The organism is Variovorax frigidus, from assembly GCF_051216515.1.
In the GTDB taxonomy this organism is placed as follows: Bacteria; Pseudomonadota; Gammaproteobacteria; order Burkholderiales; family Burkholderiaceae_C; genus Variovorax.
Genome location: NZ_JBPJZF010000001.1, coordinates 535,495 through 547,765, shown reverse-complemented (window position 1 = coordinate 547,765; position 12,271 = coordinate 535,495). Strand labels below are relative to the sequence as shown.

The window sequence follows — 12,271 nt, the reverse complement described above, 5'->3', positions numbered from 1 at the left end:
CGGCGCCCGGGGCTACGCCAGCAGACCGTACAGCGACCTCAACACGCTCACCGCCGCCAGTCCGATCAGCAGGTTGAGTACATGCCGGCGGAACTGTTCGGGCGAGACACCCGCGAACGAGCGCCCGCCGAACCAGATGCCTGCGAGCATGGCCGGCGCCAGCCACACCGCCCAGCGCAAGGTGTCCGGGCCAAGCAGACTGCCGCTCGCGTGGGCCGCGCCGGGCATCAGTGCCGCACTGGCCAGCGCCACCACGTCGCTGAACAGCAGCAGGGCGATCATGGTTGCGCGCAGCCGCGCCGGCGGCATGTTGACGGTGCTCAGCAGCACGGCCAGCGCGATGCCGCCGATGGCGGCGACGCCGTTGATGAAGCCCGACAGCACGCCCGCCAGCAGCCGCACGCCGCGGGTCGGCAGCAGCGCCGCGCGGTAGCCGCGCCGAAGCAGCAGGGCCGCTGCCATCAGCAGCGCGCCGATCAGCAGGCGCAGCGGCGTCTCGGGCAGCCAGGCCAGCAGCGCGACGCCGACCGGGATGAACAGCAGGTTGCCGAGCGCGAGCCAGCCGATCCAGCGCATGTCGACATCGCGCGCGATGCCGCGCAGCTGGCTCAGGCTCGCCAGGATCTCCAGCGCGAAGATGGCGGGCACCACCTTCGCCGGCGAGACGATCAGCGACAGCCCTGCCACCGAGATGGCGGAGAAGCCGAAGCCCGCGAAGCCGCGCACCATGCCTGCGGCGAACACCACGCACAGGCTGTAGGCGAGCAGCAGCGGCGGGAGCGGCGCATCGAGCAGCGCTGTCATTCGAACAGGGGCGCGAGCCGCAGCCGCTGCACCTTGCCCGATGGCCCGCGCGGCAGGTCGTCCACGAAACGGAAATGGCCCGGCGTCTTGAAGCGGCCCAGCGTGCCTTCGCAGAAGGCGCGCAGCGCGGCCTCGCTGCAGTCCGCGCCCTCGCGCAGCACGATGCACACGCCGATCTCCTGGCCGTAGTGCCGGTCGGGCACGCCCACGGCCGCAGCCTCGCGCACGGCCGGGTGCTGCAGCAGCGCCTCGTCGATCTCGCGCGGCGCGATGTTCTCGCCGCCCTTGATGATCAGCTCCTTGATGCGGCCGGTGATGAAGAAGAAGCCGTCACCGTCGCGGTGTCCCAGGTCACCGGTGCGCAGCCAACCGTCGGGCGTGAAGCTCTCGCGCGTCGCCTCGGGGTTCTTGTAGTAGCCGCGCATCACGTTGGGGCCGCGCAGCGCGAGCTCGCCGGTCTGGCCATCGGGCACCTCGTTCAGTGCGGCATCGATCACGCGCGCCTCGCAGCCCGAGGCGCGGCCGACCGAGCCGAGCTTGCGCCGCGCCGCCACCATGGGGTTGGAGAAGGCGGGGGCCGCGGTTTCGGTGAGGCCCATGGTCTCGACGATGCCGATGCCGAACATCGCCTCGAATGCGCGATGGTGCTCGGGTGCCAGCGCGGCCGAGGCCGAGCGGCAGAAGCGGAGGTCGGCGGTCAGTTCGCGCGGCACCGGCCCGCCCTCGAGCAGGTAGGAAATCATCGTCGGCACAACGTTGATCCAGGTGCAGTGCGTGGCCGCGGCCTGCGCCCAGAAGCGTCCGGCCGAGAAGCGCGGCGGCATCGCCAGGCTGCCGCCGTGCGCCAGCGGCGCCAGCATGGTCACGACGAAGGCGTTGATGTGATAGAGCGGCAACACCGCCAGCACGCGGTCGGCAGGCGTCAGGCCGTGCTCGAGGCCGATGGCGTGCGCGTTGGCGGCGAGGTTGGCCTGCGTCAGCATCACGCCCTTGGGCTGCCCGGTGGTGCCCGAGGTGTACATCAGCAGCGCCAGTGCCTCGGGCAACGGGGGGGGCAGTTCGACGGCCGTCGCCGCCTGTTCGCCGGGCAGCGTGGGGGCGTCGGGGTCGACGACCCAGAGCGCCACCGTGCGCTCGACGGTCTCGAGCATGGCGCGCACGCGCGCTTCCCATTCGGGCGCGACGCACACCACGCGGCAGTCGGAATGCGCGAGCACATAGCGCATCTGCTCGGGCTGGGCCACCAGGTTCACCGGGTTGACGCACAGGCCCGCATGCAGCGCGCCCAGCAGCAGGCGCAGCGTCTGCAGGCCGTTGGGCATCACCAGCGACACGGTGTCGCCGGGCTGCGCGCCCTGCGCCTGCAGCAAGGCGGCCACGCGTCGGCAGCCTTGTGCCAGCTGCGCGCAGTCGATGGCCTGCCCGGCCGGCTCGGTGGACAGTGCGTAGACGGCCGTCGGCCGCAGGCGCGCCTGCCGCTCGATCAGCGCATGGACGGTGGTGGCTGCCGCCGACGGCATCGCGGCATTCACGCCGCACCGTGCCGGGCGAAGAAGGCGCCGAAGATCTCGTCTTCGGTCGGCATGCGCTCGGGGATGGGCCGCGAGATGCGCGTGATGTTGAGGTAGTGCCGGTAGTTCATGTTCTCGGAGAAATTGTTCTTGCCCCAGGTGCCGCAGCCCATCGAGAGCGAGAAGGGCAGGCCGTTGTCGAAGTTGCCGCCCGTGGCCAGCGCATGCGGCTGGTCGACGATGACGCGCGACACCGGCAGCGTGAGGCCGAGGCGCAGCGCGCGCTCGGGCACCGTGCTGTGCAGGCCGACCGAGTGGCCCGCGCCTTCGTAGCCGTAGATGCGTTCGACCGTGGCGGCGGCGGCATCGAAATCGGCGGCACCGTACACGGTGAGCACCGGGCTGAGCTTCTCGCCCGAGAAGGGATGGTCGTGGCCGACGCCGGACTCCGCCACCATCAGGATGCGCGGGTCGCGCTCGGCGATGGCGAGCCAGGCGGCGCGGCCCGCCGGATCCTGTGCCGCCGCGCGCTCCGCGATGACGCGGGCCGACTGGCCGATCACCGCGGCCGACAGCCGGCCTTCTGGCCACATCAGCGACTGCAGCACGCGCTTCTGCGGCGCGTCGAGCATCACCGCGCCGCGCGCCTCGAGCGCGGCCAGCAGCGCGGGGCGTGCCGCATCGATCACCACCAGGCTGTTCTCGGCCGAGCAACTGGTGGCGTTGTCGAAGGTCTTGGAGCGCAGGATGCGATCGGCCGCAAGGGCCGGGTCGGCGGTCTCGTCGACGATGCTCGCCACGTTGCCCGCGCCCACGCCGAAGGCCGGCGTGCCGCTGGCGTAGGCGGCGCGCACGTTGGCTTGCGAGCCGGTCGCCACCACCAGGTCGCACAGTGTCATCAGTTCGGCGGTCGACTGCTTGCTGACCGGCGAAGGCAGCAACTGCACCAGGTCGCGCGGCGCGCCGATGCGGTCGAATTGCGCATGGATGAACGCGATCAGCCGCGCCGCGGTGGTCCAGCCCTTGGGCGAGGGCGCGACGATGACGGCGTTGCGGCCCTTGAGCGCATTGATGATCTTGTTGGCCGGCGTCGCGCCCGGGTTGGTGGACGGCGTGACGGCGCACACCACGCCCACCGGCCGTGCGATCTCGACGATGCCCAGCGCGTGGTCTTCCGCGATCACGCCGACGGAGCGCGTGCCCTGCAGGTCGCGCAGCAGGCCGAGGGTCTTGCGGTGGTTCTTGCGCACCTTGTCCTCGACGTTGCCCACGCCGGTGTCGGCCACTGCGAGCGCCGCGAGCTCGCGGTTGCGGCCTGGCTCGATGATCGCCCAGCCGGCGGCGGTGACCGCCATGTCGACCTGCTCCTGCGTCCAGGTGTCGTAGATGCGTTGCGCAGCGCGCGCGCGCGCCACGAGATCGGCAATGGGGCTCTGTGCGGAGGAGTTCGAGTGGTCCATGGTCGTCATTGTTGTTTGCTGCGAATGCATTCTTGCGGAATCCTGCGGGAAACACCGCGGAACCGGCTTTGCCGGGCCGCAGGTGTTGCCCCCGGAAGGGGTTGGCGCTGCCACACGAAGTGGGCAAGCCTGGGGGAGAGCCACATTCAATCTACCTTGATGCGGGCCTCTTTCGCCAGCTTGGCCCAGCGCACGAGCTCGGTGTCGACCACCTTGCCCAGCGCCTCGGGGGGGCCGCCCACGCCCTCGCTGCCCTGGGCCAGCAGCTTGTCGCGGATCTCGGGTTCGCGCACCACGGTGTTGATGGCCTTGTTGAGCTTGTCGATCACGGCCCTGGGCGTTTTCACGGGCACGAACATCGCGTACCAGGAATCGACCTCGAAATCGGCGACGCCGGCCTCTTGCATGGTGGGCACGTCGGGGAAGGCCGCGCTGCGCTGGGTGGTCGAGACGGCCAGCGCCTTGAGCTTGCCGGCCTTGACGAACTGCGCGGCCGCGGGAATCGACACCCACAGCAGCGGCACCTGGCCGCCCATCACATCGGTCACGGCCGGTCCCCCGCCGCGGTAGGGAATGTGCGTCATGCGGGTGCCGGTGCGCAGCTTGAGCAACTCGCCCGCCAGGTGGCCGGGCGAGCCGTTGCCCACCGAGGCAAAGGAGATCGTGTCCGGCCGGGATTTGGCCAACGCCACCAGCTCGGCCACGGTGCTGGGCGCGAACTGCAGGTTCGCCACCAGGATCTGCGGCAGCGATGCCACCATGCCGACCGGCTCGAAGTCCTTGGCCGTGTCGAAGGGCAGCTTGGGGTAGATGCTCGGGTTGATGGTGTGGGAGGACAGGGTGAACAGCACGGTGTAGCCGTCCGGCGCGGCCTTGGCCGCCATGTCGGTGCCGATGGAGCCGGCCGCGCCGCCGCGGTTGTCGATCAGCACCGGCTGGCCCATCAGCGTCTGGAAGCGCTCCTGCACGATGCGCGCGATCACGTCGGTGCCGCCGCCTGGCGGGTAGGGCACGATGAGCTTGATCGGTTTGCCAGGGTAGTCGGTGCCGTTCTGGGCCGGTGCGGCGCTAGCTGCCAGCGCGACGGCGGCCAGGAGGCCGGCCCGCAGCAGGGGGACGAGTCGATTCATTCTGCATGTCTCCGTCTTGGGGGGTGAGCGCCGTTGGAAGGCGCGTCGCAGACGCCGGCCCGTGCCGGTAGCCCAGCGTGCCGCTGGCGTCGCGCGCGCAGGCCATGACCTGTTCGGCGAGTTCGCGTGCCTGGGTGCGCGCAAAGCGGATCGAGGGCACGCTCATGCCCAGGGCGGCGACCGCCTCGCCTCGCGCATCGAAGACGGGGACGCCGAGCCCGCAGACCCCGAGGCGCCATTCCTCGCGGTTCTCCGCAAAGCCGCGGCTGCGCGTGCGCACCAGCTCGGCCTGCAGCGTGTCGAAGTCCAGGATGCTGTGCGGCGTGTGGGCCACCAGCGTGCCCAGCCGCTGTCGCAGCGCGGGCAGGTCGGGCTGCGCGGCCGCCAGCAGCGCCTTGCCCGAGGCCACGCAGTAGGCCGGCGCGCGCCCGCCGATGCGCGAGTACGCCGCCACCGGCAGCGGGCTGTCGAACTTGTCGAGGTAGACGATCTCCGCGCCGTCGAGCGTGGCCAGGTGGATGGTCTCGCCGGTGGCCTGTGCCAGCGCCGCGAGGTGCGGGCGCAACAGCGCGGTGATGTCGGACACCTCGGCCACGAGCGCGCCCAGTTCGAACAGCCGCAGGCTCGGCCGGTAGGCGCTGGTGGCCGGGTCCTGCGTGGCCCAGCCGCATTCGACCAGGGTCTGCAGCGTGCGATGCGCGTTGCTGCGCGCCATGCCGAAGGCCTGGGCGAGATCGGTCACGCGGCAGTCGCGCTGCCGGCGTGTCATCCATTCGATGGCGGCGAGGCCCTTGGCCAGTGTGGAGTCCATGGTGCAGAAAAATCAGTGGTGTTCTAAATAACAGAACATTGTTCGCGAATATGGAACAACTTTAGGCAGGTGGACGGACGCTGTCAACCGCGCCAGCCGCGGGGTCGTCCCGGCCCTACCATCGGCAGCCAGGGGAGCCGACACACCGATGCATGCACGGAGGACATCACCATGCGCCTGAAGATCTGGAACGGCCTGCGCTTCGCGCTGGCGCTGCTCACGCTCGCAGCCATCGGCTGGCAACTGACGATCCATCTCGCGCTGGGCTTCCCGGCGCTCAACTTCTTCAGCTACTTCACCAACCTGTCGAACCTGTTCGCGGCGGCCGTGCTGTGCGGCGTGGCATGGCGCGCCAGCAGCGCTCGCGAGCCCTGGCCCGCCGGCGACCTGCTGCGTGCGGTGGCGGTGGTCGACATGGTCGTGGTCGGCATCGTGTTCACGCTGCTGCTGCGCGACGTCGACCTCGGGGCGCTGCGGCCATGGATCAATGTCCTGCTGCACGGCGTGATGCCCTGCGCGATGCTGATCGACTGGCTGCGCGTGCCGCCGGCCCGCCGGCTCGGCATGCGTGCCTGGTGGCTCTGCCAGGTCGTTCCGGCAGCCTACCTGGCCTACGTGCTGCTGCGTGGTGCCGCGACCGGCTGGTATCCCTATCCGTTCCTGGTGCCGGCCAAGGTCGGTGGCTACGGCGGCGTGGCCCTCTATGCGGCGGGCATCGCGCTGACCTTCGCGCTGGTGGGCTGGGCCGTGCTCGCGCTGGGGAACCGGCGGCTGCGAGCCCCGGCCTAGGCTGGCAATGCGCCAGTGCTGGCGCGCAGCATCAGCGTGACCGGCAAGGCCCGCTGCGGGAGCTCGGGCCTGCCGTGCAGCTGTGCCAGCAAGCGCTGTCCGGCCTGCTCGCCGATCTCGCGGATCGGCAGGTGCACGGTGGTCAGCGGCGGGTGCAGGAAGGGCGCGAAGTCGTTGTCGTTGAAGCTCGCGATCGACAGCCGGCGCGGCACCTCGATGCCCGCCTGGGCAAGCGCGGAGAGCGCACCGGCGGCCAGGTAGTCGCTGCCGCAGACGATGGCGGTGACCGGAGGCTGGCGCCGTGCGATGGTGTTCATGGCGTCGAAGCCTTCGCGGAAGCCGTGCTCCGTCTCGCTCATCGCGTCTTCGCACAGCGTCAGGCCCCGCTTGGCGATGGCGAGGCTCAGGTCGCGCAGTCGGCGGCGGGCGCGTTCGCTGTCGACGGTGCGGCCGCCGATGTAGCCGAGGCTGCGGTGGCCGAGTGCAGCCAGGTGGTCGACCACAAGGGCCGCCGCCGCGTACTCGTCGAAGCCCACGCTGTGGCCACCGGCCTCGGGCGGCGCCCACATGGTCACGAACGGCGTGCGGTTGGCGGCGAGCATGGCGAGCACCTGCGGCGGCTGCTCCGCCCCGAGCAGCGCCACGGCGTCGACGCCGCGCTCCAGCAGGGCGCGCAGGATGCTCGTCTCGTAGGCGGGCCGCGGGTCGGGCGCCGACAGCAGCAGCGTGTAGCCCTCGGCCGCCAGCGTGCTCTCGAGCGCCTGCACCAGTGCGGGAAAGGACGAACTCCCGAAGCGCGGCACGATGGCGCCGACCGTCATGGTGCGGCGCATGGCCAGCGCGCGGGCCGCGCCGTTGGCCACGTAGCCGAGCCGTTCGACCGCAGCCATCACGCGCAGCCGCGTCGCCTCGCTGATCATGTCCGGCCTGCTGAGGGTGCGCGACACGGTGCCGGTGGAGACGCCGGCCAGGCTGGCGACGTCGGCCAGCGAGGCGGCGCGCGGGGCGTCGGTGGAAGAGGGTGCGTTCATGTGTGGCGGCGGGAGTGCAAGGATCTTAGCCGCGCGTGCAAGCGCATGCAGCGTCTCGGTGCTAACCCCAGGACAAGGGGGAACCGATCGCGCCTATCCTTGATGCAAGCGCTTGCATTAAGCGCTGGATGGGCGACTTCGAAACGCCCGCACGCCCCACCTGCTGGAGACACACCATGAAGCCGACCGTGCATTCCCGTCGTTGCCTGCTCGCCATCGCCGCCGTGGCCAGCGGCCTTTTCGCGACGCCCGCTGCCTTCGCCCAGGCGACGAACTGGCCGATCGCGGGCAAGCCGATCCGCATCGTGGTGCCGTTCCCCGCGGGCTCGGGCTCCGACGCGACCGCGCGCGTGATCGCCAAGCTGATGACCGACGAACTCGGCGGCGCCAACGTCATCGTCGACAACAAGCCGGGTGCCGGCACCTTCATCGGCGCGCAGGACGTGGCGCGATCGCCGGCCGACGGCCACACGCTGCTCTACACCATCGTCATCACGCACACGCAGAACCCGCACCTCTACGCCAAGCTGCCCTACGACCCGGTGCGGGACTTCACGCCGCTGGCGCAGATGGTCAAGTCGGCCACGGTGCTGATCGCGCCGCCCGATGCGCCCTTCAACAACGTGCAGGAACTGGTGAGTTACGCCAAGGCCCATCCGGGCCAGCTCAACTACGCCTCGTTCTCCCAAGGCTCGACCTCGCACCTCAACGGCGAACTGCTGCAGATGCGCACCGGCACGAAGATGACGCACGTGCCCTACAAGGGCACGGCCGACGCCTCGCGCGCGCTGGTGGCGGGCGAGGTGCAGCTCTACTTCGACGGCACCGCGACCGCGGTGCAGCTGATCAAGGCCGGCAAGGCCAAGGGCCTGGGCACCGCGACACCCACCCGCGTGCCGGTGCTGCCCGACATGCCGACCATCGGCGAGCAGGGCGTGAAGGGGCTGGACATCGTGGGCTGGCAGGGCCTCTTCGGGCCGGGCGGCATGGACCCGGCCGTGGCGAAGAAGATCGGCGACCTGCTCGCGAAGATCGCACGCTCGCCCGACATGCTGAAGCTCATCGAGACGCAGGGCAACGAGCCCTCCGGCGCCGCCGGCCCGGCCTTCGCCGCCATCGTGAAGAACGACAGCGAGCGCTGGGGCGAGGTCATCAGGGCCGCCAACATCAAGCTGGACTGAAGAAAGAGGAATCCCCATGTTCGACACCATCATCCGCGGCGGCACGCTCGTCGACGGCAGCGGGCAGCCGCGTTTCACGGGCGACGTCGGCATCCGCGACGGGCGCATCGCCGAGGTCGGCGGCAAGCTCGGCGCGGGCCGGCGCGAGATCGACGCCAGCGGCGCCATCGTCACGCCCGGCTGGGTCGACGTGCACACGCACTACGACGGCCAGGTCACCTGGGACCCGTACCTCAGTCCCTCGACCGACCATGGCGTGACCAGCGTGGTGATGGGCAACTGCGGCGTCGGCTTCGCGCCGGTGCATGCGGACAAGCGCGACTGGCTCATCAGCGTGATGGAGGGGGTGGAAGACATCCCCGGCACCGTGCTGGCCGAAGGCATCGACTGGCAGTGGGAGAGCTTTCCGGAGTATCTCGACGCGCTGGAGCGCATGCCGCGCGCGCTCGACGTGGGCGCGCAGATTCCGCACTCGGCACTGCGCACCTACGTGATGGGCGAGCGCGGCATCACGCACGACGAGGCCACGCCGGCCGACATCCAGGCCATGGTGGCGCTGGTGCGCGAGGGCATGCGCGCCGGCGCGCTCGGCTTCTCGACCAGCCGCACCATCATCCACAAGTACGAGGGCCGCAAGTACCCGCCGGGCACCTTCGCGTCGCCCGATGAGATTCTCGGCATCGGCCGCGTGCTGGGCGAGGTGGGCCACGGCGTGTTCCAGATGACCTCGAACCACTACCAGATGGAAACCGAGCTGCCCTGGATGACGCAGCTGGCGCGCGACAACAACCTGCCGGTGGCCTTCGCGCTGGTGCAGACCGACCAGACGCCCGACACCTGGAAACGGCTGCTGGCCGCGCTCGACGAGACGCACCGCGAGAACGTGCCGCTGTACGGCGCGGTGGCCGGCCGGCCGGCCGGCATCCTGATGGCCTGGCTCGGCTCCACCCATCCCTTCATGAGCCATCCGCTGTGGCAGCAGATCGCGCCGCTGGCGTGGCCCGAGAAGCTGGCCCGCCTGCGCGATCCCGCGGTGCGGGCGCAGCTGACGGACATGGTTGCGCTCATGGGGTCGGCGCAGTACGACACGCGTACTGCCTACCTGACCCAGAGCTTTCACAAGATGTATGCGCTGGGCGCCGAGCCCGATTACGAACCGCCGCAGTCGCAGAGCATCGCCGCCATCGCGCAGCGCGACGGCCGCACGCCGCTCGAGGTGGCCTACGACATGTTGATGGACCTGGACGGCAAGGGCATCGTCTACTTTCCCAGCTTCAACTACGCCTACAACGACCTGAGCCAGCTGCACACCGAGCTGCAGCACCCGCGCACGATGATCAGCCTGGCCGACGGCGGCGCGCACTGCGGCTACATCTGCGATGTGAGCATGCCCACCTACATGCTCACCCACTGGGCGCGGGATCGGCATCGCGGCCCGACGCTGCCGCTCGAGCTGATGGTGCAGCGGCAGACGCGCGACACCGCGCGCATCTACGGCATGGAGGACCGCGGCCTGCTGCAGCCGGGCTACCTGGCCGACATCAACATCATCGACTTCGATCGCCTGCGCATCCCGCCGCCGTACGTGGCCTTCGACCTGCCCGCCGGCGGCCGCCGCCTGGTACAGACTGCCGAGGGCTACCGCGCCACGCTGAAGGCCGGCGAGACCATCATGGAAGACGGCGAGCGCACCGGTGCGCTGCCGGGCAGGCTGGTGCGCGGGCCGCAGCGGCGAGCCTGAGGCCGCGGGGCCGGTCCCACCGTTTCGCAGCGCCTCGCGGCGCGGTCCGGGGGCACCGGTCGGTCAGCGGCGCAGCCGCGCCATCAGTCCCACGATCTCCGCGAACACCGCGTTGCCCACCGAGGCGGCCACGTCGATCACCTGGCTGTTGCGGTAGCAGAGGCTCAGGTCCAGGCCGACACCGATGCCGCCGATGGCGATGCGGCCGGCCTGCTCGTGGCGCGCCACCACGTCGCGCAGATGATGGTCGAGGTAGTGGGCGTCGTTGGCGAGTTCGGTGGCGCTGTCCATCGGCGAGCCGTCGGTGACCACCAGCAGCAGCTTGCGTTCTTCGCTGCGCGCCAGCAGGCGGGTGCAGGCCCAGTCGACCGCTTCGCCGTCGATGCCTTCGCGGAACAGATCGGCTTTGAGCAGCGCCGCGATCGACGGGCGGGCACGACGCCAGGGCGTGTCGGCGCTCTTGAACACCAGGTGGCAACGCTCGTTGAGCCGGCCCGGGTGGGGCGGCTTGCCGGCGCGCTGCCAGTCGCGCCGTGCGCGGCCGCCGTTCCAGGCGCCGGTGGTGTAGCCGAGGATCTCGCTGGCCACGCCGGCCTGTTCGAGCGCACGGGCGAACACGTCGACCAGCATCGCGACGGATTCCGCGTGCTGCTTCATCGAGCCCGAACAGTCGATCAGGAAGGCGAGGGCGCAATCGGCCATCGGGGCCACGCGCTCCGTGCGGAACAGGCGCCGTTCGGCGGGCGACGCGATCAACTGTGCCAGCCGGCGGCCGTCGATGTGGCCTTCCTCCTGGCCGCCGTCCCAGCCGTCGCGCGCGGGTCGGGCGAGCAATGCGCGCAGCGTACGGGCCAGTCGTGCGACGTTCACGCCCTGGTCCGCGATGCGGCGGTCGAGCTGTTCGCGATGGGCTCCGAGCACCTCCTTGCGTGCGAGCGTCGCGGCCTCGTGCTCGCGGTCCCAGGCGGTCGTGAAGACGCGGTACGCCCCGACGGCATCGTCGAGCACCTGGCTGCGGCCCGACGGGGCGGTGGTGATGCGCTCGACGACGTCGGCATCCATGTCGGCCACCAGGCTGAAGAGGCTGCGCCGGGTCTCGGCCTCGGCGCGCTCCGTTCCGGCATCGGCTTCTTCTTCAGCATCGGCCAGCAGGTCCGCGACGGTGCGGGCAATGGCACGCGCGTGCACCGCGCAGGCGGCCTGGTCGGCACGGTCGCGGCGCAGGCCGGCGAGTGCGTGGCCGATCAGCGGCGACAGCGCGAAGCGCGTGGCTTCGAGCATGTCCTCGGTGGCCTCCACCACCTGCTGGCCGCTCACGCGGGCACGGCAGATCTGCGCCACCGCATAGACCAGCAGCCCGCGCGCGGTGTCGGTCATGCCCGAGTGGTGGAAGGCCAGCGACCAGGCCTCGTGCCGGTGGCGCAGGTTGTGCACCATGCCCGGCATGGCCTCGGGCGCCAGCGCCTCGACGCGGAACTGCTCCAGCATCTCGAACAGGAAGCGCTCGACCTGCGGCTCGGGCTTCAGCCTTTCGTGCAGCGCCGCGTCGGACCGCGACAGCCGAAGGCCGAGGCCGTCGGCCACACCGCGGAAGGAGCCGAGGTCGTCGGTCTCCGGCGACGGGTGCAGGTGCGGCGCGAACCAGGGCAGGGGGTCGCGACCGCGGTGCAGCCGGCGGCCGCGGAAGTGCAGGTCGCGCTCGCCGCTGACCGCGCGCACCACCGCCGCACACAACTCGTCCAGTTGCTGCGCGTGGCGGATGCGCTGCTGCAGGTCGTTCACCGGTCTTCCCTCCGGGCGACACGCACGGGCC

Annotated in this window: 10 protein-coding genes; 3 read left to right on the top strand and 7 right to left on the bottom strand. The window is 70.8% G+C overall.

Features of this window, described 5'->3' with window-relative positions:
* Positions 1–12: 12 nt before the first annotated feature.
* The 5 genes from ACSFBC_RS02580 to ACSFBC_RS02560 form a co-directional block, all read right to left on the bottom strand.
* On the bottom strand, positions 13–804 hold the full coding sequence (locus ACSFBC_RS02580; protein ID WP_435508739.1) for a TSUP family transporter: 792 nt from the start codon (positions 802–804) through the stop codon (positions 13–15).
* Positions 801–2,324, bottom strand: a complete 1,524-nt coding sequence (locus ACSFBC_RS02575) for an AMP-binding protein (protein ID WP_435509252.1) — start codon at positions 2,322–2,324, stop codon at positions 801–803. The genes ACSFBC_RS02580 and ACSFBC_RS02575 overlap by 4 nt, the downstream gene beginning before the upstream one ends.
* 8 nt (positions 2,325–2,332) lie before the next feature.
* The gene (gene sauS / locus ACSFBC_RS02570) at positions 2,333–3,775 is read right to left on the bottom strand and encodes an acylating sulfoacetaldehyde dehydrogenase (protein ID WP_435508738.1); all 1,443 of its coding nucleotides are present in this window, start codon (positions 3,773–3,775) and stop codon (positions 2,333–2,335) included.
* 146 nt (positions 3,776–3,921) lie between these two features.
* Entirely contained in the window at positions 3,922–4,905 is a 984-nt protein-coding gene (locus tag ACSFBC_RS02565; protein ID WP_435508737.1) for a tripartite tricarboxylate transporter substrate binding protein, read from the bottom strand.
* On the bottom strand, positions 4,844–5,716 hold the full coding sequence (locus ACSFBC_RS02560) for an IclR family transcriptional regulator (RefSeq protein ID WP_435508736.1): 873 nt from the start codon (positions 5,714–5,716) through the stop codon (positions 4,844–4,846). The genes ACSFBC_RS02565 and ACSFBC_RS02560 overlap by 62 nt, the downstream gene beginning before the upstream one ends.
* A gap of 171 nt (positions 5,717–5,887) precedes the next feature.
* Between ACSFBC_RS02560 and ACSFBC_RS02555 the strand changes: the two genes are divergently transcribed.
* A complete protein-coding gene (locus ACSFBC_RS02555; protein WP_435508735.1) occupies positions 5,888–6,505 on the top strand; it encodes a Pr6Pr family membrane protein in 618 nt (205 codons plus the stop codon).
* Here the strand turns inward: ACSFBC_RS02555 and ACSFBC_RS02550 are convergent.
* Positions 6,502–7,536: a LacI family DNA-binding transcriptional regulator gene (locus ACSFBC_RS02550; protein WP_435508734.1), complete on the bottom strand. Its 1,035-nt coding sequence runs from the start codon at positions 7,534–7,536 to the stop codon at positions 6,502–6,504. The genes ACSFBC_RS02555 and ACSFBC_RS02550 overlap by 4 nt on opposite strands.
* A gap of 176 nt (positions 7,537–7,712) precedes the next feature.
* Here ACSFBC_RS02550 and ACSFBC_RS02545 point away from each other — a divergent pair, with 176 nt between their 5' ends.
* Together ACSFBC_RS02545 and ACSFBC_RS02540 are read left to right on the top strand one after the other, a co-directional pair.
* Positions 7,713–8,717, top strand: coding sequence for a Bug family tripartite tricarboxylate transporter substrate binding protein (locus ACSFBC_RS02545; protein ID WP_435508733.1), 1,005 nt, complete (start codon positions 7,713–7,715; stop codon positions 8,715–8,717).
* A 16-nt stretch (positions 8,718–8,733) separates the two neighbouring features.
* Positions 8,734–10,458, top strand: coding sequence for an N-acyl-D-amino-acid deacylase family protein (locus ACSFBC_RS02540; RefSeq protein ID WP_435508732.1), 1,725 nt, complete (start codon positions 8,734–8,736; stop codon positions 10,456–10,458).
* A gap of 63 nt (positions 10,459–10,521) precedes the next feature.
* Here ACSFBC_RS02540 and ACSFBC_RS02535 read toward each other — a convergent pair whose 3' ends face one another.
* On the bottom strand, positions 10,522–12,240 hold the full coding sequence (locus ACSFBC_RS02535) for a cobaltochelatase CobT-related protein (protein WP_435508731.1): 1,719 nt from the start codon (positions 12,238–12,240) through the stop codon (positions 10,522–10,524).
* Positions 12,241–12,271: the final 31 nt, after the last annotated feature.

Coding starts and splice junctions, on each gene's coding strand:
- ACSFBC_RS02555 (WP_435508735.1), top strand. CDS start 5,888: ATGCGCCTGAAGATCTGGAACGGCCTGCGCTTCGCGCTGGCGCTGCTC.
- sauS (WP_435508738.1), bottom strand. CDS start 3,775: ATGGACCACTCGAACTCCTCCGCACAGAGCCCCATTGCCGATCTCGTG.
- ACSFBC_RS02560 (WP_435508736.1), bottom strand. CDS start 5,716: ATGGACTCCACACTGGCCAAGGGCCTCGCCGCCATCGAATGGATGACA.
- ACSFBC_RS02540 (WP_435508732.1), top strand. CDS start 8,734: ATGTTCGACACCATCATCCGCGGCGGCACGCTCGTCGACGGCAGCGGG.
- ACSFBC_RS02565 (WP_435508737.1), bottom strand. CDS start 4,905: ATGAATCGACTCGTCCCCCTGCTGCGGGCCGGCCTCCTGGCCGCCGTC.
- ACSFBC_RS02545 (WP_435508733.1), top strand. CDS start 7,713: ATGAAGCCGACCGTGCATTCCCGTCGTTGCCTGCTCGCCATCGCCGCC.
- ACSFBC_RS02575 (WP_435509252.1), bottom strand. CDS start 2,324: ATGCCGTCGGCGGCAGCCACCACCGTCCATGCGCTGATCGAGCGGCAG.
- ACSFBC_RS02550 (WP_435508734.1), bottom strand. CDS start 7,536: ATGAACGCACCCTCTTCCACCGACGCCCCGCGCGCCGCCTCGCTGGCC.
- ACSFBC_RS02580 (WP_435508739.1), bottom strand. CDS start 804: ATGACAGCGCTGCTCGATGCGCCGCTCCCGCCGCTGCTGCTCGCCTAC.